Here is a 22876-nt window from a genome sequence, read left to right on the forward strand (position 1 = left end):
CTCAGGCGATCTGCCAGTCGACCGGGCCGAGGCCGACCTGTTCCAGAAACGCATTGGCACGGCTGAACGGTTTCGAGCCGAAGAACCCGCGATGCGCCGAGAGCGGGCTGGGATGCGGCGAGCGAATCACGCAGTGCCGCGTCGGCTCGTTCAGCTCCGCAATCCGCGACGCTTTCTTCTGCGCATGGCTGCCCCACAGGATGAACACCGCCGGCTGTTCGCGCGCCGCCACCGCCGCGACGCAGGCGTCGGTGATCGCGTCCCACCCGCGCCCCGCGTGGCTGCCCGCATTGCCCGCTTCGACCGTCAGCGTGTTGTTGAGCAGCAGCACGCCGCGCTGTGCCCACGCGGTCAGGTCGCCCGACGCGGGCGCCGGGATACCGCAATCATCCGCCAGTTCCCTGAAGACGTTCCGCAGCGAGGGCGGATGCGGCACGCCATCGGGGACGGAGAAGCTCAGCCCCATCGCCTGCCCCGGGCCATGGTAGGGGTCCTGCCCCAGAATCACGACCTTGACCTGGTCCAGCGGGGTCAGCTCCAGCGCGCGCAACCGGCAGCCCTGCGGCGGATAGATCGCCTTGCCTGCGGCTTCCTCCGCGCGCAGAAAGCCGCCCAGCTTGCGCGCCTCCGGCGTGGCGAGCACCGGGGCCAGCGTGTCTTGCCAGCTATCGGGTAGGTCTTGGCCCATGCCCCCTCGCTATTGGTCCGGGGGCCCAGAGGCCAGATGCCCTTCCCCTCTTTCCCCAATATGCCTAGGGAACGCGCAAGGGGCGGGCTGGCACCAGACGAAGAAAGTTCTCCATGGCCGTATATTTTCACGAGGAAGACCTGCCCGAGGGCGTGCTTGCCGAAGGCGCGGTGGCGGTCGATACCGAGACTATGGGTCTCATCACCCGGCGCGACCGGCTGTGCCTCGTGCAGATCAGCGACGGCAAGGGCGACGAACATCTGGTCCGCTTCGGCGTCGACAGCAGCTTCGATGCGCCCAATCTCAAGGCCGTCCTCGCCGATCCTGCGCGGACCAAGCTGTATCACTTCGGCCGCTTCGATCTCGCGGCGATCGAATACTGGCTCGGCGTCACCGCCGCTCCGGTGTTCTGCACCAAGATCGCGAGCAAGCTGACCCGCACCTATACCGACCGCCACGGGCTCAAGATGCTGGTCAGCGAACTGCTGGGCGAGGATATCTCCAAGCAGCAGCAAAGCTCCGACTGGGGCGCGCCCAAGATCAACGACGCACAGCGCGAATATGCCGCGTCGGACGTGCGTTACCTCCACCGGCTGCGCGATATTTTCGAAGAGCGGCTGGCACGCGAAGGGCGCACCGAAATCGCGCAGGCCTGTTTCGATTTCCTGCCGACCCGCGCGCGGCTGGACATTATCGGCTGGCCCGACACCGACATCTTCAGCCACGAGTAAGCCCGGTTAGGGTCTGAACCCATCATGCAGCACGATCAGGTGGAAGAAACGAGCGAGGCAAGCCGGCAGCGCCGCGGGCGGCAACGCCAGGCCGCGCCGGGCGGGTTTCACGATCGCCTGATCAAGATCCTCGCGGTCGCCCTGCCGATGGCGACCGGGGTGATCGTCGCCTTCCTCGTGATCGCCCCGTTCTCGCCGCGCGACGAGGTTTCCTTCGTGCTCGATCGCGACAAGGTGCAGGAAATCGACGAGCGCCTGAGGATCGACAACGCGACCTATCGCGGGTCGGACAATCAGGGCCGCCCCTTCTCGCTCACCGCGCGCGAGGCGGTGCAAAGGTCGAGCAAGGAAGGGATCGTGCGGCTGGACACGGTCATCGCCCGGATTCTGCTGCAGGGCGGTCCCGCGCAGCTGCGCGCGGAGGGCGGCGCGTACAAGATTTCCGACGAAGTGCTCGATGTGACCGGCCCGATTATCCTGAACGCGACCGATGGCTACAACCTGGTCGCGCGCGGCGTTTCGGTCGACCTGCGCGACCAGACTCTGGTGGGCGACGAAGGCGTATCGGGCGCCGTGCCCGCAGGCACCTTCTCCGCCGACACCCTGCGGGTCGATCTGGAGACCCGAACGATAACGCTTGACGGCAATGCGCGCCTGCGCATGGTGCCGGGCCGATTGGAGACCATGCAGTGATCCCGCGCCTCATCCGCCAAAATTCCCGACTGGCCGCACGATCCGGCGTGGTCGGCTTCGCGCTGGCCGCGTGCACTCTCACCGGCATCCAGCTGCACGCACAGGCGATTGCGGCGCATAATTCCAACGCGCCGGTGGATTACGCCGCCAACCGGATCGAGCTGCAGGACCGGCAGAACCGCGTGGTCCTGTCCGGCAACGTAGTGATCGAACAGGCCGACCTGCGGATGACTTCGGCGAGCACGATCGTCGACTATTCGGACGCCGGATCGCTCAGCATCCAGCGCATTTCCGCGACCGGCGGGGTCACCGTGACCCGCGGCAACGAAAGTGCGCGCGGCAATGTAGCGGTGTACGATTTCAACCGGCGGGTGATCACCATGACCGGCAATGTCCGGCTGAAGCGCGGGTCGGACACGCTCAATGGCGGGCGGCTGACGATCGATCTGCGCACAGGTCTTTCCAGCGTGGACGGGGCCGGCGGATCGGATGGCGGCGGCCGGGTAACCGGCTCCTTCTCCGTCCCCGAGGACTGATTTTCCTGTAACTTCGGCCCTAGAGCGGGCCGATACCGCATTAGATTAGCGCGAGGCGACCCGCGCGATCCACGCGATTTCCTGGCTCAGGAGCAGTTCGGCCTGCTGGCTGTTGGCGAGCAGCGCCTGATGCAGTGCGGTCAGGCGCGAGACCAGACGGTCGAGCCGTTTGCCACGCCAGATCCGCAGCTGTTCGGCCAGATCGCGCTCGTCCTTGAAGAAAATCCGCCGCGCGCGCTTTTGCGCATCGACGAAAGAGCCGACATCCTCGCCCGGGCGCATCCGTGCGGAAAGCTGCGCCAGGTGCGCCGCGCGCCGTTCGAACGCCAGCGCCACGCCGACCGGGTTCAGCGCCAGCGTATGAAGCCGCGCGAGTTCGCCGGGCAAGCGCTTGGCATGACCGCCCAGTGCGGCGTTGACGAGCGGCATGAAGCCGTCCTCCTCGCTCGACGCGCCGATCGCATCCCACGCGGCGGCATCGGCGGTCTTGGGCGTGTCGGGCGCTGCATCGAGGTATAGCGCCAGCTTCTCCACCTCGGCCTCGGCCAGCCGCCGGTCGAGGCCGGAGGCGCGGGCGATTCGCTGCGCCAGATCGCCTCCGAGCCGCAGCCCCGCCCGGTCGGCCAGATCGCGCACGGTATTGGCCATGTCGCCCAGATTGGGCGGATAGAACATCGCGACCAGCGTGCCCTTCGCACCCGCCACCAGCTTCGCGCTGCGCGACTTGTCGGTCGCGTTGACGGCCACCACCAGCACCGGGCAAGCCTCTCCCTCGGCCTCCAGATGCAGTTTCAGCGCGTCGTGCGCTTCCTCGCCTGTCGCGCGCACCAGAATGTGGCGCGCATCGCCGAACAGCGAGGAAGAGCGCGCCTCGTCCGCCAGCCTGACGGGATCGCGGCGCAGTTCCGCGCCGGACAGATCGACCCGCTCGCCCGCATCCTTCAGATTGCCCACGATCGTCGCGGCGGCGGCTGAAGCGGCGCTCTCGTCGGGACCGCACAGGAAGAAGGTGTGGCACTCGCGCGCCGCCTGTCCTGCGACCCGGCCGAAAGTGTTCTGATTGGCCTTGAGGGATTGCTGACCCGCCGCCGCCATGCGTCCGCGCGCCTCAGTCCTGCGCGCGTAGCGTCAGCGAGACTCGCGTCACGATCTGGTCGGCGACGACTTGGGCCAGCCGTTCGAGTGCCGCGCGTTCGGCGGCGATGGTGGCGTAGTCGCTCGACACGACGTCGATCCCGGCGTCGGACCCGGCGGTCGAATCGAGCAGGATCGCCCCGCTCGACAGGTCGACCAGCTGATAACGCGCGCGCAGCGTGCGCCGTTCGCGGCTGACGGTTTCGTCGCTCAGCAGGCCGAGACTGCCCAGCTCGTCATCGAGCAGGATATCGAGGCGGTAGCGCGGGGTCTGGCCCGCCGGGCCGATCGACAACCGGTCTTCCAGCGCGGTGGCGACCAGCCAGCCGTCGCGCCCCTCGATCGGGGCGACTTCGACCGCCGACAGATCGGCAACCGCCGCCTTGCCATTGGCTCCGGCATAGATCGGCTGGAGCCCGCAGGCCGAGAGCGCGAGCAGCGCGAGAAAGGCAAACGCGAATCGCATCAGGTGACGATATTCACCAGACGGTCGGGCACCACAATGACCTTGCGAATTTCGGCTCCGTCGATCGAGCGCTGGACCTTGTCGCTGGCCAGCGCCAGTTCCTCCAGCGCCTCTTTCGATGCGCCCTTGGGCACAGTCAGCGTGTCGCGCAGCTTGCCCTTGTGCTGAACCGCAATGGTCACCTCGTCCTCGACCAGCAGGCTCTCGTCGACCTCGGGCCACGGCGCCTTGGCGATCAGGCCCTGCCGTCCGATGGAATGCCATGCCTCTTCTGCAAGGTGCGGCATCATCGGCGCGACGAGCTGGAACAGCGTCTGGATCGATCCGGTGCGGGTTGCCGAAGGCTCCGCCTTCTCGAGCGCACCGACCAGTTCGTAGAGCTTGGCGACCGCCTTGTTGAAGTGCAGCGCCTCGATCGTCTCGGCGACGTCGTGCACGCTGCGCGCGGTCTTGCGCGCCAGATCGGCATCCTCGCCCTGCGCCGCCGGATCATGTTCGCCGACCAGACGCCACACGCGCTGGACGAAGCGCGCGCAGCCTTCGATGCCGCTTTCGGACCACGGCAAGTCGCGTTCCGGCGGGCTGTCGGACAGCATGAACCAGCGCACGGCGTCGGCACCATATTGCGCGATGATCGTATCGGGATCGACCACGTTGCGCTTGGACTTGGACATCTTGACCACGCGGCCGACGCTGACCGGGAAGCCGTCTTCCTTGAGCACCGCGCTCTTGGCGTCGCGGGTGATTTCCTCGGGCGCGAAATAGACCATCCGGCCCGAATCGGGCTCGCGCCGGAAATAGGTTTCGTGCGTGACCATGCCTTGCGTGAACAGGCTGGCGAAGGGCTCGGTAAATTCGACCATGCCCAGCCGGGCGAGCGCCCGGGTCCAGAAACGCGCATAGAGCAGGTGCAGGATCGCATGCTCGATCCCGCCGATATACTGCTCCACCGGCAGCCACTTGGCGACCTCTTGCGGATCGAACGGGCGATCCGCAGGCTGGCTGGCAAATCTCAGGAAATACCACGAGGAATCGACGAAGGTGTCGAGCGTATCGGTCTCCCGCACCGCCGCGCCGCCACATTTGGGGCAGGTGGTGTTCTTCCAGATCTCGTGCCGGGCGAGCGGATTGCCGGGGGTCTTGAAGTCGATATCCTCGGGCAGGGTCACCGGCAGATCGGCCTTGCGCACCGGCACCACGCCGCAAGCATCGCAGTGGACGAAGGGGATCGGCGTGCCCCAGTAACGCTGGCGCGAAACGCCCCAGTCGCGCAGGCGCCAGACGGTCTTGCCCTCGCCCCAGCCGTCGCGTTCCGCCCGGTCGATCACCCACTGTTTGGCGCTATCGACGTCCATCCCGTCGAGCGGGCCGGAATTGACCAGCACGCCCTCGCCCGGCTCTGCGGTCGTGCCCAGCGGGCGGTCCGCATCGGCGGCGCTGACGCCGACCACGCGCAGGATCGGCAGATCGTATTTGCGCGCGAAGTCGAAATCGCGCTGGTCGTGGCCGGGCACGCCCATCACCGCGCCGGTGCCGTAATCCATCAGCACAAAATTGGCGATGAACAGCGGCAGCTCGCTGCCCAGCAGCGGGTGGCGCGCGGTCAGGGCGGTCATATAGCCCTTCTTTTCCGCCGTTTCGAGGTCGGCCGCAGTGGTCCCGCCGCGCTTGCATTCCTCGATGAAAGCAGCTGCGCCTGCATCCTTTGCAGCAACCGCCTGCGCGATCGGATGATCGGGCGCGACCGCGACGAAACTGGCCCCGTAGATCGTGTCGGGCCGGGTCGAATAGACCTCTACCCGCCCGCCGTTCGAGAGATCGAACGCGAGCTGCAGGCCGCGGCTCTTGCCGATCCAGTTTTCCTGCATCAGGCGGACCTTGTCGGGCCACTTGTCGAGGCTTTCGAGACCGTCGAGCAGCTCTTCGGCGAAATCGGTGATCTTGAGGAACCACTGCGCAAGCTTGCGCTTCTCGACCTCCGCGCCGGAGCGCCAACCACGGCCTTCGATCACCTGCTCGTTGGCGAGCACGGTCTGGTCGACGGGGTCCCAGTTGACCTCGCTTTCCTTGCGATAGACCAGCCCTGCCTCGAACAGGTCGATGAACAGCGCCTGCTCGTGCCCGTAGTAATCGGGTTCACACGTGGCGAGTTCGCGGCTCCAGTCGAGCGCGAAACCCAGCCGCTTGAGCTGCGCCTTCATCGATTCGATGTTCTCGCGGGTCCACTTGCCCGGATGGACGCCTTTTTCCATTGCCGCGTTTTCCGCCGGCATGCCGAACGCATCCCACCCCATCGGGTGCAGCACCTCGTGCCCGCGCATCGCCTTGTAGCGCGCGAGCACGTCGCCCATCGTGTAGTTGCGCACGTGCCCGATATGGATCCGACCCGAAGGGTAGGGAAACATTTCGAGCACGTAGCTCTTGGGCCGGTCGCTGGCGCTGTCCGCACGGAAGCACTCGGCCTCGTCCCATGCCTTCTGCCAGCGCCCGTCGGCACTCGACGGGTCGAAACGCGTGTCGTTCATAGGTACGTCTTTTCGCGAAACAGGCGGATCAGCTCGAAATCGCCTGGCGGCGCAGTTCGCGCGCCTTGGTCAGGATAATGTCTTCCAGTTTCTGCACGGTCGCGGCCTGTACCGGCGCATCGACCCAGGTGCCGCCCTGGTTGACCTGGCGGCTGGCAGCGACGCGCAGGGCATCGGCGCGCAGATCCTGGTCGAGGATGGAGATGGTGAGCTTGACCCGCTCACCCGGGTTCTCGGGATTGGCGTACCAGTCGGTCACGATCACCCCGCCCGCGCTGTCCGCCTGCAGCAGCGGTGCAAAGCTGACTGCTTCGAGGCTGGCGCGCCAGAGATAGGAATTGACCCCGATCGTGGTCACCTGGCTCGCCGCCAGATCGGGATCGGGCAGTTCGTTGCCGCCGCCAGCGCAGGCGGCAAGAGCGGCGCACGCGCCGGCGAGCAGGCCGCAGCGAATCGCGGTGGAGGCGGAACGGGTCGAGGAGCGGCGCTGGATCATCTGTGCTGGCTTTCCACTGAAACTGGCCCAAGGAAATCGCCAGGGGCCCATGAGAATGGCGTATGGATCGGTCGGCAGACCGCGCGTATGTAGCCTCTATCGCCGCGCAACGGGCGCAGCAAGTGCGCGCCTGCCTTGCCGCGTACAGCAGCGCCAGGCGGCTTTACGCATCATGAACCCGGATTGCGATTGTGTGCCGCGTGCAACACCTGACATGCAAGTGCGCAGGGTCCTGTGGAAAAGCTGGCATCCGCCAGGGCGCTGTCCTAGTGTTCAGGGGAACCATTGGTCTGGGCAAAGCGCTTCCAGCTTTGTTCATCCTGCCGTAAATCGTGCGGCGCTAGAGTGAGTGTAATGAGCGTCAAGGTCGCCTCAGGACTACGCAAGCTGATCGTGCCCGCCTTGGGCGGCGCGCTGGCGCTTGTCGCGATTCCGGTGGTTGGCGTTGCTCTGGCAGAGGCCACGTCGCCTACGCTCGTCAGCACCATCGGTGAAAACGCGGGTCGTTTCACGCCCGCCTCGGTCGACCCTGCGCTCGCCCGCCGTGTGGCGGAACGCTACGCCGCCCGCCAGCAGCCGCTGCCCTTCACCCCCGCCGCAGGCAAGACGATTCCCGATCGCATGGTGACCGTGGCCGTACGGGTAGACAATGATGTGGCGCGCGCCGTTTCGGTCCGCTCGGCTATCGACGCGGCCCGTGGCGAGCCCGGTCGCCGCGATATCGCGATTGCGCCCTCTGCGTTCGACCTCGGTGTTGCCCGTGGATACCAGAGCTTCGCGAAGCCCGCAGCCGAGCTGCCCAAGTCCGTCTCGCGTATTTCCGTGCCCGACCTTGCCGAATTCCGCCCGTCGAAAGGCGTGAAGGAAGAACCGAGCCGCTTCCAGCCTCGGGTCTCGATCGATCAGGACCGCATGCGCGGTCGCACCTCGCGCACCCTCGACGGTCGCAGCGATCGCGAAGTCGATCTTGGCGGTGCCTACCGCGTCACGCGCAATCTCGACGTGACCGCAGGCGTCCGCCTGTCGGACGAGAGCGACCGGCTTGCACCGCTGACCAATGGTGCGGAAGACAGCCAGTCGGTCTACATCGGAACCCAGCTGCGCTTCTGACGCCCGGCTGATCCTCGCGCACCGACGCGGCGCAAATCTCTCTCTGCCATCTCTTTTTCTTTGCCCGCTGCTGCGGGTGGGCTACGTCTGGGCGAATAAGATAAGAAATACAGGGGAGAGAGTGGAATGGCACGTGTCGCTGTGGTGACGGGTGGAACCCGGGGTATTGGCGAAGCGATCAGCCTTGCGCTGAAGGAACAGGGCCGCACGGTCATCGCCAATTATGCCGGCAATGACGAACGCGCGCAGGAATTTGCGACCCGCACCGGAATTGCCGTGATGAAGTGGGACGTGGGCGACCACGAGGCTTGCCTCGAGAATGTCTCGCGAATCACCGAGACTCACGGCCATGTCGAGATTCTGGTCAATAATGCCGGGATCACCCGCGACGGCACGCTCGCCAAGATGAGCTTCGACGACTGGAACGAGGTGATGCGGGTCAATCTGGGCGGCTGCTTCAACATGGCCAAGGCGTGCTTTCCCGGCATGCGCGAGGGCAAGTGGGGGCGGATCGTCAATATCGGGTCGATCAACGGCCAGGCCGGCCAGTACGGACAGGTGAACTACGCCGCTGCCAAATCGGGTATCCACGGCTTCACCAAGGCGCTGGCGCAGGAAGGCGCGCGTTTCGGCATCACCGTCAACGCGATCGCGCCCGGTTATATCGATACCGATATGGTTGCCGCCGTCCCCGAAGAGGTGCTGGGCAAGATCGTCGCCAAGATCCCCGTCGGACGGCTCGGCCAGGCGGAGGAGATCGCGCGCGGCGTCGCCTTCCTCACCGCCGATGATGGCGCCTTCGTCACCGGATCGACCATGAGCATCAATGGCGGGCAACACATGTATTGAGGGTGCGCGGACGCGCCGCGATGGCGCGCCCGCATCCGCTCAATTGATGAAGTAGCCGACGACCCTCCAGCTGCCGCCGTCCTCCTGCTCGAGCGTCACCGACTCGGTCACGCCCTTGCGGTTTGCAAAATCGCTCCGGAACTGGACCACGCGATAGCCGCGCGGCGGTGCATTGACCGACTGATAACCGATCGCCTCGCGCTCCATCACCGCGCCCAGCGGAACCCGCGCCGCCTGCGACGCAGCCTCCCACCCCGCGACCGTGTTCTGCTCCCGGAACTGCTTGCCCGCCGCGGCGAAGCTGGCGCTCCAGTTGCTCGCGTCGACCATGGCAAGCCATGCGCGCGCCGCGTCCTCGGTCGCGTGATCGAGCGCCACCTGTTCGGCCGGGGTGTCCGCCATGGGCGGTTGATCGGCCGTCCCGGCGGCCAGGGCGAGTGCAAGAATAAGCGACATGAGAAGGCATCCTCCGATGATCCAGCCGCGCAGCTTGCTGGCGGCACGGGGGCCGGGATGGCGCCCGTTCGATGGACCGGAGATATCGGCGCCCTCCGCCGTGTTGGCTTCCCCCAAAGGATTGTACCCAAGGATTTCGGGGCCTTCATCCTCAAGCAGAATCCGCGCCGCCTCCCGGCTGCTGGTGACCGCAAGCTTGCGCCGCGCGGCACGCAGGCGATCATTGACCGTATGGACCGACCTGTCGAGCTCGCGCGCGATCGACTTCGCGTCATGGCCGCGCAGGATCAGGCGCAGTGCCTGCTTTTCCTTTTCGGTAAGTGCGTCGATCCCCTCGTGCATCATAGCATTTGTCTAGGCCGCCGAAGGATTTCCAGACACCCCAAATTCTTGGGGGCACACCATCGCGGCCCTTCACGGGGATTGCTCTTGCCGGGAACACCGCGCACACCTGACGCATGGTCTTTACGAGAGAGCGCGCCGGGTTTCGCGGCCTATTCGCCATGGGCCTCCTCGGCCTTTACGCGATGCTGGTCTCGACAGCGGCGAATGCGGGGCCGGTTTCCAGCCGGGTCTACGAGCCCGTGTCGCTCGCCGACACCCAAATGGAATTCCGGGGCGAGCCGCCACAGACGATCACCGCGCAAACCGCAGACGGCTTGACGCTTGCAGGTGCCTACTGGCCGCCGGACGATGGCGTGGACCAGATCGTGGTCGTGTTCCACGGCAATTCGTACAACCACCTCGTCATGGCGGTGCGTGCCGAGCCCTGGCGGGTCGGCGGGCGCGGGGTGCTGGTCGCATCCTATCGCGGGTTCGGCGACAATCCGGGCAAGCCATCCGAAACCGGCCTCTATCGCGATGCGGATGCGTGGATTGCGAAGGCGCGCGAATTGCAGCCCGATGCCCGGGTCTACCTCTTCGGCTTCTCGCTCGGCGGAGCAGTCGCGCTAGAAATGGCCGCCCGGCGCGATGCGACAGCGGTAGGCACCTTGGGCGCGTTCACCAGCCTCAAGGATGCGGCGCCCGCCCTACTACGCCCCTTCGTGACCGAGCAGTACGACAATCTCGAAACCATCACGCGCGTGAATGAGCCGATCCTGCTGCTTCACGGGACAAGGGACGAGACGATCGACCCGCACATGGCCGAACGGCTGGAGAAAGCCGGCGGTGCCAACGTCACCCGCGTCAATCTGGCAGGAGGCGGACACTGGGTGCCCTTCGATTCGATCGCCGAGAAAATCTGGCTGCAGTGGGAAGAGGCGGAGGCCGGTAGGCCTGCCGCAGCCGAGAAAGCACCGTGAAATATCATCCGCCCGTCAAACGGTCGGTCGAGATTGCAGGCCACAAGACCAGTATCACGCTGGAGCCGGTGTTCTGGGAGATGCTGCGCGATGCCGCCCACGCCCGCGGCGTACCGGTCAATGCGATCGTCGCGCAGATCGATGTCGAGCGGCTCGATGCGGACGAGCCCACTGGACTCGCCAGCGCGATCCGGCAGTGGCTGGTCGGTCAGCAACGGGGCGGAGACGCAAGCTAGCGCCCCGCCCCGTCGATGCACTCAATATTTCGCAGTCGCGTCGCTTGCCGGAAAGGTTTCGTCGAGAGCCTCGTCGGTCTGGCTCATCTTGTCACCCTTGGTCGCCGTGGCGGAGGAGCCTGCGTTGCGCACGCCCCCGCTCGGCTGGCCATCGGCGAAGGCGACGCCATTTTCGTCCTTATGGTTCTTGTAGGCCTTGTAGCCAAGATAGCCGAGGCCACCGAGGATTGCGGTTCGAATCAAACCCATGTCACGTCTCCGATACTGTTCTTACTTGGCGAACGTGGGAGAACGGGTTTGGGTCCGAATAATCGGCGCTAGTCGTCGCCGACCCGTTCGATCTGCGCGCCGATCGCCTGCAGCTTCTCTTCCAGCCGCTCGTACCCGCGGTCGAGGTGATAGATCCGGCGGATCTGCGTCTCGCCCTCGGCGGCGAGCGCGGCGATCACCAAGCTCATCGAGGCGCGCAGGTCCGTCGCCATCACTTCCGCACCGGTCAGGCCCGGCTGGCCCTGCACGATCGCGGTGCGCCCCGACACTTCGATATTCGCGCCCATGCGGCTCAGTTCGGGCACGTGCATATAACGGTTTTCGAAGATGGTTTCGGTCAGCACGCTGGTGCCCTCGGCCACGGTCAGCAGCGCCATCAGTTGGGCCTGCATATCGGTCGCGAGGCCAGGATAGGGCGCGGTCGAAAGGTTGACCGCCTTCAGCTTGCCATCGGCGGCGATGTTGACGCCCTTGGCATCGCTTTCGACATGGACGCCGATATTGCGCAGCGCATGCAGCGTGGCGGACATGTCGTCCGCCTTGGCCCCTTCGAGGCGCGCCTCGCCGCCGGTGATCGCTGCGGCGCAGGCGTAGGAGCCTGCCTCGATCCGGTCGGCCATCACCTTGTAGGTCGCCCCGTTGAGCCGCTTGACCCCGTGGATAACGAGGTCCGACTGGCCGATATTCTCGATCTCGGCACCCATCGCGACCAGCAGGTTGCACAGGTCGATGATTTCCGGCTCGCGCGCGGCGTTACGCAGGGTCGAGGTGCCGTTGGCGAGGACCGCCGCCATCAGAGCATTCTCGGTCGCGCCGACCGAGACGACGGGGAAGTCGAATTCGCCGCCCGGCAGGCCGCCATCGGGGGCGTGCGCGCGGACATAGCCCTGCGCCAGCTCGATCCGCGCGCCGAGCGCTTCGAGCGCCGAAAGATGCAGGTCGATCGGGCGGTTGCCGATCGCACAACCGCCCGGCTGCGACACGGTCGCCACCCCGGCACGCGCGAGCATCGGCCCGAGCACGAGGATCGAGGCGCGCATCTTGCGCACCAGATCATAGGGCGCCGTGGTCGAGGTCAGCCGCGTCGCTTCGAAGGTGACCACCCGGCCGAAATCTTCCGGCCGCGTTCCCGCGATGTTCACCGCCACACCGAACTGCGTCATCAGGTGCTGGAAGCCGTCGATGTCGGCCAGCCGCGGCAGATTGCGCAGCGTGACCGGTTCGTCGGTCAGCAGCGCACAGGGGATCAGCGTGAGCGCGGAGTTCTTGGCACCCGAAATCGGAATCGTTCCGGAGAGCTTTTGCCCTCCGATAATGCGTAGTTTGTCCATCCCTCGGTCGTGTAGCGGTCGCGCGCGCCAACACAAGTCGCAGAGGCGCGCGGGCGAGTGGTTAAGGCGCGTCATTGACGCTTGGCGCGCACGGACATAGTTTGCGATAATGGCACATAAACCGATCAAAAAGGCCGTTTTTCCAGTCGCAGGCCTGGGCACCCGGTTCCTCCCGGCGACCAAGGCGATCCCGAAGGAAATGCTCGCGATCGTCGACCGTCCGCTGATCCAGTACGCGGTGGACGAGGCGCGCGAGGCGGGGATCGAGCAGATGATCTTCGTCACCGGACGCGGCAAGACCGCGATCGTCGAGCATTTCGACATCGCCTTCGAGCTCGAACAGACGATGGAGGAGCGGGGCAAGGATCTCTCGATCCTCGATTCGTCCCGCGCCACGCCGGGCGACATTATCACCGTGCGCCAGCAGGTGCCGCTGGGCCTCGGCCACGCGATCTGGTGCGCCCGCGCGATCGTGGGCGACGATCCCTTCGCGATCTTCCTGCCCGACGAGCTGATGGTCGGCAAAGCAGGTGGGACCGGATGCATGAAGCAGATGGTCGACGCCTACGAAAAGGTCGGCGGCAATCTGATCAGCGTGCTGGAAGTGCCGCAGGAAAACGTGTCGAGCTATGGTGTAATCGATCCGGGCAAGGAAGATGGCTCCCTGACCGAGGTGAAGGGTCTGGTAGAGAAGCCGCCGGTCGCAGAAGCGCCGTCGAACAAGATCATCTCTGGCCGCTACATCCTCCAGCCCGAAGTGATGCGGGTGCTCGAAACGCAAGGGAAAGGGGCCGGCGGCGAAATCCAGCTGACCGACGCGATGGCGAGGATGATCGGCAACCAGCCGTTCCACGCCGTGACCTTCGACGGTGCCCGCTACGACTGCGGCAGCAAGACCGGCTTCGTCGAGGCGACGCTGGCGCTGGCTCTGGAACGCGAGGACATGGGGGATGAAGTCCGCGCGATGGCGGAACGCCTGCTCAAGGCGTAAGCCATGCGCCCCACTCGCGGCGGGGTCGACGATTTTCCTACCGCGGAGCGCTTTGCTAGGGCGAAAGACGCTCTTTCAAACCGTCAATCGTCGACGCGCGCCCGCCTGACGATGGGCTGAGCTCGGCTGAGCATAAAAGGGCCCCCGAAACAGGCGATATGTCGCCCTCGCCCGGTCGAGCCGGCCGACGACCGCGTGTTCTCAGCGACTTAGTGCGATCGGCCGGAGGGTGACACCCGGGTGACACGTGTCACCCTGTCACAGCCTCAGCCTTCCGCGCATATTCGTCGCGCAGCTCGCGCTTGTAGAGCTTGCCGTTGGCTTCGCGCGGCAGATCGGGCCGGAAATCGAACTGGCGCGGCATTTTGATGCTGCTCAGCTGGGGCTCCAGATAGTCGCGGAGCGTCTGTTCGAGGGCGTCTCCGGCCTGCGCCATGTCGACCGGCTGGATCACCGCGACCACGCGTTCGCCGAGATCGGGATCGGGCGCGCCGATTACCGCCGCATCGAGTACGTCCGGATGGGCGATCAGAAGGTTCTCGATCTCCTGCGGATAGATGTTGATCCCGCCCGAGATGATCATGTGGCTCTTGCGGTCGGTCAGGAAGATGAAGCCGTCCTCATCGACATGGCCGATATCGCCCAGCGTCATCCACCCGCGCTCGTGCATCACCTCGGCGGTTTTCTCGGGATCCTTGTGGTAGCTCGGGAGGGTTTCGTTCTCGAAGAACAGCAATCCCGTCTCGCCAGCGGGAAGTTCTGTCCCGTCGGGCGCGCAGACATGCACCTTTCCGTGGACCATGCGGCCGACGGTGCCCGGTTTGGCGAGCCAGTCCTCGCTCTTGACCAGCGACATGCCGATCATTTCCGAACCGGAATAATATTCCTGGATAATCGGCCCCCACCACTCGATCATCGCCTGCTTGATCGGCACCGGGCACGGGGCTGCCGCGTGGATCGCACGCTTGTGGCTGGAGAGGTCGTAGCGGGTCCGCTCTTCCTCCGGCAGCTTGAGCATGCGCACGAAGTGGGTCGGCACCCACTGGCTGTCGGTCACGCGGTATTTCTCGATCGCGGCGAGCGCGCTCTCGGGCGTGAACTTCTCCATGATTACCACCGTCCCGCCAAGGCGGTGTATCGTGCTGCACCAGCCGAGCGGTGCCGCGTGATAAAGCGGCGCGGGCGAGAGATAGACCAGGCTCCCGTCGGTCGGCATGCCAACGCCCATCGTGGCAAGGCCGACCAGCGCGTTGGGCGCGGTGATATCCTCGCTCGGCGGCGGAGGCGGCACGATCCCCTTGGGCCGTCCGGTGGTGCCCGAGGAATAGAGCATGTACTGCCCAGGCACGGGATCCTCGATCGCCCCGGCAGACTGCGCGGCGATCTCTTGCTGGAAGTCATCGCTGTCGACATCGACGATTCGCAGATCGGGCGCGATTTTTGCCAGTTCCTGCGCCACATCGGTAAACGCGGGCGAGGTCAGCAGCAGGCTGCATTCCGCATCGGCGAGGATATAGGCGATCTCGGGTGCGGTCAGCCGGGTCGAGATCGGCACCAGCATCGCGCCCATGCGCTGCGTGGACCACACGATTTCGAGATAGAGCGGGCGATTCTCCAGCAGCAGCCCCACGCTGGTGCGGCGGGTGATGCCCTGCGCGCGCAGCCAGCGGGCCATGCGATTGGCGAAGGCGTCGAGCTCGCCATAGGTGACCTGTTCACCGGACGTGGCATTGATGATCGCGGCATGGTCCGGCCGCGCCGCGGCGTGTGTTATCGGATGCATATGTCTCTCCCGTCGCGCAGTCTTTCGAATGGACAGGGAGCACGCAAGAAAAAAGGCGGCGCCGAAGCACCGCCTTTTTGTAAAACTCGGTTCTGGAAGAGACCGGAGGCTTACTCTTCCTCGTCGCCGCCGCCGATGCCGCCGGGGCCCATCGCGAGACGGAAGGCTTCCTGAGCTTCGGTCTCGACCATGAACGGGCGCGGGTCGACAGCGCGGCCGTCGATACGGACTTCGTAGTGGAGGTGCGGGCCGGTCGAGCGGCCGGTCGAGCCGACATAGCCGATCAGGTCGCCCTTGCGGACCTGCTGACCATCGGCGACGATGATCCGCGAGAGGTGCGCATAGCGCGTCTCGATCGCGTTGCCGTGACCGATCTGGATGTAGTTGCCGTAGCTGCTGAACCAGTTGGCGCGTTCGACGGTGCCATCCGCAGTGGCATAGATCGGCGTGCCGCTGGGCGCAGCGAGGTCGATACCCTTGTGGTTGGCGCGCTTGCGCAGAACCGGGTGGTCACGCATGCCGTAGCCGCTGGAGACGCGGGCATTCTCGAGCGGCATCCGCGAGGGGACCGATACGGTGGGGATGGCTACCGCCGGCGTGGTCCGTTCCACATCCAGCGTCTGCCAGCTGGCGAACAGCTGACGGAACTGCGCATCGCCATTGCCGAGCGGGCTCTGCGCCTGCTCTGCGGCGTCCGAAACATCGACCGCTGCGGCGGCGCTGCTGCTGTTGGCTTGGGCGGGGGTGGCTGCGATGGCAAATGCGGCACCGCATACGAGGCTGGCGCGCAGGAAAAAGCGATCAGTGGTCAGCAAAATATCCGTCCCTCTGTCGGCGGCGAAGCATGTTGCTCCGCCCGTTCCGATCCCTGGCGTATCCTCGATCCGTGAGACCCGCCGAGACCCCTAAAAGTTGGCGGGAACCACTCCCGCCCTCGTCTGTTTAGTTTGATAGGCGGGTCCCGGTTAACTTGCCAAGCGGGTCTTGGGCCCTGCGCGACGGAACGGCTGCATTGCGCGTTGAGTCGTTGAACCGCCGCTTAATCCACCCCGAAAATAGTCGGTTAACCTCCAGAAGGTCCGCTTTTCTGCGGCTCCTTGGCGATTCTCCACAAGCTGCGGTGAAATGCCTTGCGCGGTTCGTCGCCCGGGCGATCCGGCGGTCAAGCGAATGCGGAGCCTTTTGCACCGCATCCGCCCTGCAGAGATTCAGAGTGCCTTGACCGCGGTGAGCACGTCTTCCGCGTGACCCGCAACCTTCACCTTGGGCCAGATACGCGCGACCCTGCCCTGCTCGTCGAGCAGGTAGGTGCTGCGGACCATGCCCATGAAGGTCTTGCCGTACATCTTCTTCTCGGCCCACACGCCCAGTTCGTCTGACAGCCCGCCTTCCTCGGCATCGGTTGCAAGGTCGACCGTCAGATCGTGCTTGGCGATGAAGTTCTGGTGCTTCTTGGTCGAATCCTTGCTCACGCCGAGCAGCGCACAACCCGCCGCCTCGAATTCATCCTTCAGTGACGAGAAGTCCTTCGCCTCGGTGGTGCAGCCGGGTGTGTTGTCCTTGGGGTAGAAGAACACCACCAGCTTGCGACCGCGATAGTCGGACGGCTTCACGCTCTCGCCGTCGTGCCGCACCATCGCAATATCGGGCATCTGCTCGCCTTCGGTCACGCTCATCGCTCATATCTCCAGTCGTTCGTCGAACATCGTCTGCCAGGTTCGCGCGACCTCCTGCCGCGCCTCGGCCATGCGGTGCAAGAGCGCATCGATATCCGCGCACCCGCACGCCCGCGCGAGCGCTTCGCCGGATGGGCCCTGCGACACCGCGAGATCGGGCGCGAGCAGTCGCGCGGCGACGATCAGCCGGGTGAGAAAGTCGTGCGCCTCGGCAAATTCGCGCGTCAGCGTGCCCGCGTGGACCAGCGTTTCGCACACCTTCGCCAGCCGCGGATCGAGCGCGACACGGTCGCGCAGCTGGATGAAGTGGAGGATGAACTCGATATCGACCAGCCCCCCGCGCAGCAGCTTGGCGTCAAGCGGGCCCTTGGCCGGCTTGTGCTCCGCCATGTCGGAACGCATTTTCAGGATGTCCTGCCGCAGCGTGACCGGATCGCGCGGCGCGCACAGCACGTCGCGGATAATCTCCTCCACCTGGGCGCGCGCGGAGAAGGAGCCTGCGACCACGCGGGCACGCGCCAGCGCCATATGCTCCCACGTCCATGCCGATTCGCGCTGGTAGCGGGCGAAACTCTCCACGCTCACCGCGAGCGGCCCCTGCGCGCCCTGCGGCCGCAGCCTGGTGTCGATTTCGTAAAGCGGGCCTTCGGCGGTCGGGACGCTCATCGCCACGCTCACCCGCTGGGCGAGGCGATTATAATAGCGCGTCGCGCTGACGGGACGCTCACCGTCGCTCTCCGCCGCGTGGTCGCCGGTGAACAGATAGATGATGTCGAGGTCGGAGGCATGGGTCAGCGCCTCTCCGCCCAGTCGCCCGAGGCCGAGGATCACCATCTCGCTGTCGGCGATGCTTCCGTGGGTCCGCGCGTAATCCGCCACCGTCCCATCGAGCGCAGCCTGCAGCGCCGCCTCAGCCACGGTCGCAAACCCGGTCGCGATTTCGAGCGGGTCGTGCACCCCGCCGATCAGCTGCACGCCGAGGGCAAACCGCTGTTCGCCGGTGACCACCCTGATCCGGTCGAGCAGCGCCTCGTAGTTACCCTGGGGCTCGGCCCGCATCATCCGGCGACGCAGCGTGGGGACGCTCTCGGGAAGGTCGAGTGCGGAGCGATCGATCAGCGCGTCGAACAGGGCCGGGCGTAGCGCGAGATCGTTGGCGAGCGGCGGGGCAAGCGTGATGATCGAGAGCAGCTGGTCGAGCAATGCCGGGCGCGCTTCGAGCAGGCGAAACAGGTTGATCCCGCTCGGCAAAGCTTCCAGCAATCGTTCCAGCCGCACGATCGCGCGATCCGGTTCGGACGAAGCGGCCAGCGCGTCGAGCAGCGGGGGCAGGATACGACGGAACGCGTTCTGCGCATCGGTGCTGCGCAGCGCGCGGTAGCGCCCGTCGAGCCAGCCGGAGACCCGATCCGCCATCGCCGATTCGTCCGCCAGCGGGCTCGCCGCAACCAGTTCGCGCACCGGGCGCTGCTTGGCCGCGCCCGTCTCACTCGCTTCGAGCAGCCGGTCGAACGCTTGCGCAGCAGCGCTCATATGCGGTTCGAGGTCGGCCAGCAGACCGGCCCCGTCGGCAAAACCGTCAAGATGCGCAAGCCGCTCCAGCGCCTCGCCTTCGGGGACCGTATGGGTCTGCCGGTCTTCCATCATCTGGATGCGGTGTTCGACCACGCGCAGCCGGGCGTAGGCATCGGCGAGCTGCGTTGCGACGTCATGCTCGACGATATCCGCGCGGGCGAGCGCATGCAGCGCGGCACGCGTATCGCTGCTGCGCAGGCGAGGTAGCCGCCCGCCATGGATCAGCTGGTGGGTCTGGGCGAAGAACTCGATCTCGCGAATGCCGCCCCGCCCGCGCTTGAGGTCGAAGCCGGGGCCAAGCTTCGGCTCGCCACCATAGGCCTCGCGAATCCGCACACGCAGCTGGGCAATGTCGTCGATCGCGCCGAAATCCACGCTCCGTCGCCAGACGAAGGGCCGGATGCTGGCGAGAAACCGCTCGCCCCGCTCCACGTCCCCCGCCGCCGAGCGCGCGCGGATGAACGCGGCGCGCTCCCACGCCAGCGCCGCGCTTTCGTAATGCGAGGCGGCTGCGTTGACCGACACCGCCAGCGGGGTGACCTCCGCCGCCGGGCGCAGCCGCAGGTCGACCCTAAAGACGTACCCCTCATCGGTATGATCGGCGAGCAGGCGGACGATATCGCGAGCCATGCGCTGCGCTGTTTCTGCGGGTGACGAGCGCTCGCCATGCGCCAGCACAGCAGGATCGAACAGCAGGATCGGGTCGATGTCCGAACTGTAGTTGAGTTCGCCCGCACCATGCTTGCCCAGCGCGAGCGCGAAGAATCCATCGACACTGTCCATCGTCGTGCGCGCGCGCGCCGCCTCCGCGATCGCGCGGTCGAGCGAGCGATCGGCAAAGGCGGACAGGCGCGCCATCACCTCATCGAGCGACAGCACCCCGGCAAGGTCGCCGATCGCCAGCGTCAGCGCGAGGGCCAGCCGCTCTCTCCGCAGGGCAACGCCAATGTCCGCGCCGTCGCCCGCGTGCGCGCAGTAATCGAACGCGGCATCCAGATCGCCCGCCGCCAGCAGAGCGGCTAGCTCCGGCAGGCGTTCGAGGCTGCGTGCAAGGAAGGGCGCGTTGCGCTGCGCCCGGTCGATCGCGGATTGCCATTCGCCAGCCATTGGTTTGCCCTGCCCGTTGCCCCCGGTGGTGGCAAGCGCACTGTGGCAGCCCTCTCGCTTGCCCTGCGGCGCACAGTTTGCAACAAGCGCGCCGAAGCGAACTCCCCGGAGAACCTGAGATGAAACGCATTCTTGTCGTGGCGGCCGCCGCCCTCGCCCTTGCCGGTTGCGATGCCGCCGTATTGTCCGGTTCGGACGGGAATGACGACACGCTCGACATTCCAGAGATTGCCGATGGCGACATCTCCGAAAAGACGATGGTCGATGTCACCCGCGAGCTGTCGTCCGACGAGTTCGAAGGCCGCATGCCCGGCTCCGAAGGCGAGAAGAAAACCGTCGAACTGCTGACGCAGCGGTTCGAGGCGGCCGGCCTCCAGCCTGGAAACGACGGCAAGTGGACGCAGGACGTCCCGCTGGTCGAAATCACCGGGAGCGATTTCGCGCCGCTGTCGATCACCGGCGGCAAGGACGGCGGGATGGCGTTCGAATATGGCAAGGACTGGGTCGGTGTAAGCTATCGCGAGACCCCGCGCACCCGGATCAACAACAGCGAACTGGTGTTCGTCGGCTACGGCATCAACGCGCCCGAGCGCGGCTGGAACGATTACGAAGGGCTCGACATGAAGGGGAAGACCGCGGTCATCCTCGTCAATGATCCCGATTTCGGTGCCGAGGATCTCGAAGGGCCGTTCAACGGCAAGGCGATGACCTATTACGGGCGCTGGACCTACAAGTTTGAAGAGGCCGCCCGGCAGGGAGCCGCAGCCGCGCTGATCATCCACGAGACCGAGCCTGCCTCCTACGGCTGGAACGTCGTCGAAAGCAGCTGGTCCGGCCCGCAGGCCTACCCGCAGCGGGGCGAGAACGCGCCGGCGCTGACCGAAATGAACGGCTGGATTCAGAACGATGTCGCGCAGAAGATTTTCACTGCGGCGGGCAAGGATCTCGCCAAGTTGAAGGAAGCTGCGCGCAAGAAGGATTTCAAGGCGGTGCCGCTGGACGTGCAGGCGTCGACCAGCTTCGCCAACGAAACCCGCGAATACATGTCGCAGAACGTGATCGGCATTCTGCCGGGCACCAAGCGGCCCGAGGAATACGTGCTCTACACCGCGCACTGGGATCACCTTGGCCGCTGCACGCCCGCCGATGACGGCGACGACATCTGCAACGGCGCGGTCGACAATGCCACCGGCACCGCAGCGCTGGTCGCACTGGCCGAAGCGCAGGCGAAGGCGGGCGCGGCGGATCGCAGCATGGTGTTCCTCGCGGTCACCGCAGAGGAACAGGGCCTGCTCGGCTCGACCTATTACGCGCAGAACCCGGTCTTCCCGCTCGACCAGACGGTCGGCGGGGTGAACATGGACGCCTTCCTGATCGCAGGCCCGGCGCGCGATGTGACCGTGGTCGGCCCGGGCAAGTCGCAGCTCGACGAATTCCTCGCCGCTGCGCTGAAGGCCGATGGCCGGATCGCGACCGACAACCCCAATCCGGAAGCGGGATACTACTACCGTTCCGACCACTTCCCCTTCGCCAAGCAGGGCGTGCCGATGCTCTATCTCGACGGTGGCGAGGATCTGGTCGACGGCGGGCGTGAGGCCGGAGAGGCGGTCGCCAAGGAATACCGCGACAACCGGTATCACGGGCCCAAGGACGAGTTCGACGAGAACTGGGACTGGTCGGGCGTGATGGCCGACCTGCAGCTCTATTACCGTCTGGGCCGCATGATGGCGATGTCGACCAGCTGGCCCAACTGGGTCGAGGGCGACGAATTCCGCGGCATTCGCGACGAGAGCTGCGCCGCGACCAACGCAGGTTGCTGACCGGCTCGTGACCCAACAGAAGGTGCGCGCAATGCGGCTCCCCGCAGAGTGGGAGCCGCAGGACTGGTTGTGGATCGGCTTCCCGCATGATCCGGACGAGTGGGGCGATGCCTTCGCTCCCGCGCAGGAGGAGATCGCAGCCTTCGCCAACGCGGTTGCCGAGAGCGGGCAGGAAGTCCGCCTGCTGGTCCGCGATGCCGCGAACGAGGCGCGCGCGAAGGCGCTGGTGACGGGCGCGGTCCATCTCGAACGGCGCACCTATGGCGATGTCTGGCTACGCGACACCGGCCCGCTCACCGGCTTCGACGGCGCGACGCGTCGCGCAGTGCGCCCCGGCTTCAACGGCTGGGGCGGCAAATACCTGATGGCGGGCGACGATGCGATCGCGGCGGAGCTGGCCGGGGACGAGGGCCTGCCGGTCGACCGGCCCGACTGGATCCTCGAAGGCGGTGCGATCGACACCGATGGACAGGGCACGGTCCTGACCACCGAGCAATGCCTGCTCAACCCCAATCGCAATCCCGCACTCGGTCGCGAGCAGATCGAGCAGCGGCTGGCCCGCGATCTGGGCCTGACGCGCGTCGTGTGGCTCGGCGACGGGCTGCTCAACGACCATACCGATGGCCATGTCGACAACCTCGCGCGGTTCGTCGCTCCGGGTATGGTCGCGCTGGCCGAGCCCTTCGGCAGCGACGACCCCAACGCGGATGTTTATGCCGACGCCAAGGCCAGGCTCGAAGCCGCGGGGCTGACGGTTGCGGCGATACCCTCACCCGGCCTCGTCACGCGCGGGGACTGGGTCGAGCCTGCCAGCTACGCCAATTTTCTGATCGCCAATTCGATTGTCGCGGTGCCGACTTTCGGTGTGCCGCAGGATGAAGACGCGGTCGCCGCGATCGATGCGCTGTTTCCGGATCGATCCGCGATCGGCTTGCCGATGCGCGCAGTGCTGGCCGGCGGTGGCGGCTTCCATTGCGCCAGCATGCAGATGCCCAGCGCTCCGACGCGGTAGGACTTTCTTAAGGCGCACACGCCAAGCTGGTGCGCATGATCCGCTCCATCGCCATCGCCCGCCGGTTCGAGGCGCTTTCCGCCGCCC

General features: G+C 66.0%; 22 protein-coding genes. 10 read left to right on the forward strand and 12 right to left on the reverse strand.

The features are described from left to right. Position 1: 1 nt before the first annotated feature. Complete coding sequence (gene ung / locus VO57_000715; protein ID XBL69893.1) at positions 2–688, reverse strand: uracil-DNA glycosylase; 687 nt, start codon at positions 686–688, stop codon at positions 2–4. Between the two features lie 113 nt (positions 689–801). Here ung and VO57_000720 point away from each other — a divergent pair, with 113 nt between their 5' ends. From VO57_000720 to VO57_000730, 3 genes are read left to right on the forward strand one after another with little or no spacing between them, the layout of a single operon-like run. Then, positions 802–1419, forward strand: a complete 618-nt coding sequence (locus VO57_000720) for a ribonuclease D (GenBank protein ID XBL69894.1) — start codon at positions 802–804, stop codon at positions 1417–1419. Between the two features lie 24 nt (positions 1420–1443). Next, on the forward strand, positions 1444–2112 hold the full coding sequence (gene lptC / locus VO57_000725; GenBank protein ID XBL69895.1) for an LPS export ABC transporter periplasmic protein LptC: 669 nt from the start codon (positions 1444–1446) through the stop codon (positions 2110–2112). Continuing rightward, positions 2112–2648, forward strand: coding sequence for an LptA/OstA family protein (locus VO57_000730; GenBank protein ID XBL71367.1), 537 nt, complete (start codon positions 2112–2114; stop codon positions 2646–2648). The genes lptC and VO57_000730 overlap by 1 nt, the downstream gene beginning before the upstream one ends. Positions 2649–2693: 45 nt before the next feature. Here the strand turns inward: VO57_000730 and holA are convergent, their stop codons facing one another. Genes holA through VO57_000750 form a run of 4 tightly spaced genes read right to left on the reverse strand, consistent with a single transcriptional unit; the run spans position 2694 to position 7269 of the window. Next, complete coding sequence (gene holA, locus VO57_000735; GenBank protein XBL69896.1) at positions 2694–3743, reverse strand: DNA polymerase III subunit delta; 1050 nt, start codon at positions 3741–3743, stop codon at positions 2694–2696. 13 nt (positions 3744–3756) lie between these two features. Next, on the reverse strand, positions 3757–4248 hold the full coding sequence (gene lptE, locus VO57_000740; GenBank protein XBL69897.1) for an LPS assembly lipoprotein LptE: 492 nt from the start codon (positions 4246–4248) through the stop codon (positions 3757–3759). Then, the gene (gene leuS / locus VO57_000745; protein ID XBL69898.1) at positions 4248–6773 is read right to left on the reverse strand and encodes a leucine--tRNA ligase; all 2526 of its coding nucleotides are present in this window, start codon (positions 6771–6773) and stop codon (positions 4248–4250) included. Before leuS ends, lptE begins: the two co-directional genes overlap by 1 nt. A gap of 28 nt (positions 6774–6801) precedes the next feature. Beyond that, positions 6802–7269: a DUF3576 domain-containing protein gene (locus VO57_000750; protein XBL69899.1), complete on the reverse strand. Its 468-nt coding sequence runs from the start codon at positions 7267–7269 to the stop codon at positions 6802–6804. A 354-nt stretch (positions 7270–7623) separates the two neighbouring features. Between VO57_000750 and VO57_000755 the strand changes: the two genes are divergently transcribed. Both VO57_000755 and phbB read left to right on the forward strand, forming a co-directional pair. Beyond that, positions 7624–8379 carry a hypothetical protein gene (locus tag VO57_000755; protein XBL69900.1) on the forward strand — a complete coding sequence of 252 codons (756 nt, stop codon included), beginning with the start codon at positions 7624–7626 and terminating at the stop codon, positions 8377–8379. A gap of 126 nt (positions 8380–8505) precedes the next feature. Continuing rightward, the gene (phbB, locus tag VO57_000760) at positions 8506–9228 is read left to right on the forward strand and encodes an acetoacetyl-CoA reductase (GenBank protein XBL69901.1); all 723 of its coding nucleotides are present in this window, start codon (positions 8506–8508) and stop codon (positions 9226–9228) included. A gap of 39 nt (positions 9229–9267) precedes the next feature. On the opposite strand, the gene VO57_000765 is transcribed toward phbB, so the two are convergent. Further along, on the reverse strand, positions 9268–10029 hold the full coding sequence (locus tag VO57_000765) for a DUF4019 domain-containing protein (protein XBL69902.1): 762 nt from the start codon (positions 10027–10029) through the stop codon (positions 9268–9270). A gap of 113 nt (positions 10030–10142) precedes the next feature. On the opposite strand from VO57_000765, the gene VO57_000770 reads away from it, so the two are divergent. Then, entirely contained in the window at positions 10143–10988 is an 846-nt protein-coding gene (locus VO57_000770) for an alpha/beta hydrolase (protein ID XBL69903.1), read from the forward strand. Continuing rightward, the gene (locus VO57_000775; GenBank protein XBL69904.1) at positions 10985–11224 is read left to right on the forward strand and encodes a ribbon-helix-helix domain-containing protein; all 240 of its coding nucleotides are present in this window, start codon (positions 10985–10987) and stop codon (positions 11222–11224) included. Before VO57_000770 ends, VO57_000775 begins: the two co-directional genes overlap by 4 nt. A gap of 21 nt (positions 11225–11245) precedes the next feature. Here the strand turns inward: VO57_000775 and VO57_000780 are convergent, their stop codons facing one another. After that, positions 11246–11473: a hypothetical protein gene (locus VO57_000780; protein XBL69905.1), complete on the reverse strand. Its 228-nt coding sequence runs from the start codon at positions 11471–11473 to the stop codon at positions 11246–11248. A 68-nt stretch (positions 11474–11541) separates the two neighbouring features. After that, a complete protein-coding gene (murA, locus tag VO57_000785; GenBank protein XBL69906.1) occupies positions 11542–12825 on the reverse strand; it encodes a UDP-N-acetylglucosamine 1-carboxyvinyltransferase in 1284 nt (427 codons plus the stop codon). 109 nt (positions 12826–12934) lie between these two features. On the opposite strand from murA, the gene galU reads away from it, so the two are divergent. After that, entirely contained in the window at positions 12935–13816 is an 882-nt protein-coding gene (galU, locus tag VO57_000790) for a UTP--glucose-1-phosphate uridylyltransferase GalU (GenBank protein ID XBL69907.1), read from the forward strand. Positions 13817–14066: 250 nt separating this feature from the next. Here the strand turns inward: galU and VO57_000795 are convergent, their stop codons facing one another. The 4 genes from VO57_000795 to VO57_000810 form a co-directional block, all read right to left on the reverse strand. Continuing rightward, positions 14067–15599 carry an acyl-CoA synthetase gene (locus VO57_000795; protein XBL69908.1) on the reverse strand — a complete coding sequence of 511 codons (1533 nt, stop codon included), beginning with the start codon at positions 15597–15599 and terminating at the stop codon, positions 14067–14069. A 110-nt stretch (positions 15600–15709) separates the two neighbouring features. Further along, a complete protein-coding gene (locus VO57_000800; protein XBL69909.1) occupies positions 15710–16414 on the reverse strand; it encodes a M23 family metallopeptidase in 705 nt (234 codons plus the stop codon). A gap of 393 nt (positions 16415–16807) precedes the next feature. Then, entirely contained in the window at positions 16808–17275 is a 468-nt protein-coding gene (locus VO57_000805; GenBank protein XBL69910.1) for a peroxiredoxin, read from the reverse strand. Positions 17276–17278: 3 nt separating this feature from the next. Further along, complete coding sequence (locus tag VO57_000810) at positions 17279–19957, reverse strand: bifunctional [glutamine synthetase] adenylyltransferase/[glutamine synthetase]-adenylyl-L-tyrosine phosphorylase (protein ID XBL69911.1); 2679 nt, start codon at positions 19955–19957, stop codon at positions 17279–17281. A 119-nt stretch (positions 19958–20076) separates the two neighbouring features. On the opposite strand from VO57_000810, the gene VO57_000815 reads away from it, so the two are divergent. Together VO57_000815 and VO57_000820 are read left to right on the forward strand one after the other, a co-directional pair. After that, positions 20077–21777, forward strand: a complete 1701-nt coding sequence (locus tag VO57_000815; protein XBL69912.1) for a M28 family metallopeptidase — start codon at positions 20077–20079, stop codon at positions 21775–21777. A 31-nt stretch (positions 21778–21808) separates the two neighbouring features. Next, positions 21809–22789: an agmatine deiminase family protein gene (locus VO57_000820; protein ID XBL69913.1), complete on the forward strand. Its 981-nt coding sequence runs from the start codon at positions 21809–21811 to the stop codon at positions 22787–22789. Positions 22790–22876 lie beyond the last annotated feature (87 nt).

The sequence above is a fragment of the Citromicrobium bathyomarinum genome, assembly GCA_001306305.2.
Taxonomy (GTDB): domain Bacteria; phylum Pseudomonadota; class Alphaproteobacteria; order Sphingomonadales; family Sphingomonadaceae; genus Alteriqipengyuania; species Alteriqipengyuania bathyomarina.

Bases quoted from the DNA above. Each gene is read 5' to 3' on its own strand.
- ung (XBL69893.1), bottom strand. From the start codon at position 688: ATGGGCCAAGACCTACCCGATAGCTGGCAAGACACGCTGGCCCCGGTG.
- VO57_000720 (XBL69894.1), top strand. From the start codon at position 802: ATGGCCGTATATTTTCACGAGGAAGACCTGCCCGAGGGCGTGCTTGCC.
- lptC (XBL69895.1), top strand. From the start codon at position 1,444: ATGCAGCACGATCAGGTGGAAGAAACGAGCGAGGCAAGCCGGCAGCGC.
- holA (XBL69896.1), bottom strand. From the start codon at position 3,743: ATGGCGGCGGCGGGTCAGCAATCCCTCAAGGCCAATCAGAACACTTTC.
- lptE (XBL69897.1), bottom strand. From the start codon at position 4,248: ATGCGATTCGCGTTTGCCTTTCTCGCGCTGCTCGCGCTCTCGGCCTGC.
- leuS (XBL69898.1), bottom strand. From the start codon at position 6,773: ATGAACGACACGCGTTTCGACCCGTCGAGTGCCGACGGGCGCTGGCAG.
- VO57_000750 (XBL69899.1), bottom strand. From the start codon at position 7,269: ATGATCCAGCGCCGCTCCTCGACCCGTTCCGCCTCCACCGCGATTCGC.
- VO57_000755 (XBL69900.1), top strand. From the start codon at position 7,624: ATGAGCGTCAAGGTCGCCTCAGGACTACGCAAGCTGATCGTGCCCGCC.
- phbB (XBL69901.1), top strand. From the start codon at position 8,506: ATGGCACGTGTCGCTGTGGTGACGGGTGGAACCCGGGGTATTGGCGAA.
- VO57_000765 (XBL69902.1), bottom strand. From the start codon at position 10,029: ATGATGCACGAGGGGATCGACGCACTTACCGAAAAGGAAAAGCAGGCA.
- VO57_000770 (XBL69903.1), top strand. From the start codon at position 10,143: ATGGTCTTTACGAGAGAGCGCGCCGGGTTTCGCGGCCTATTCGCCATG.
- VO57_000780 (XBL69905.1), bottom strand. From the start codon at position 11,473: ATGGGTTTGATTCGAACCGCAATCCTCGGTGGCCTCGGCTATCTTGGC.
- murA (XBL69906.1), bottom strand. From the start codon at position 12,825: ATGGACAAACTACGCATTATCGGAGGGCAAAAGCTCTCCGGAACGATT.
- galU (XBL69907.1), top strand. From the start codon at position 12,935: ATGGCACATAAACCGATCAAAAAGGCCGTTTTTCCAGTCGCAGGCCTG.
- VO57_000795 (XBL69908.1), bottom strand. From the start codon at position 15,599: ATGCATCCGATAACACACGCCGCGGCGCGGCCGGACCATGCCGCGATC.
- VO57_000805 (XBL69910.1), bottom strand. From the start codon at position 17,275: ATGAGCGTGACCGAAGGCGAGCAGATGCCCGATATTGCGATGGTGCGG.
- VO57_000810 (XBL69911.1), bottom strand. From the start codon at position 19,957: ATGGCTGGCGAATGGCAATCCGCGATCGACCGGGCGCAGCGCAACGCG.
- VO57_000815 (XBL69912.1), top strand. From the start codon at position 20,077: ATGAAACGCATTCTTGTCGTGGCGGCCGCCGCCCTCGCCCTTGCCGGT.
- VO57_000820 (XBL69913.1), top strand. From the start codon at position 21,809: ATGCGGCTCCCCGCAGAGTGGGAGCCGCAGGACTGGTTGTGGATCGGC.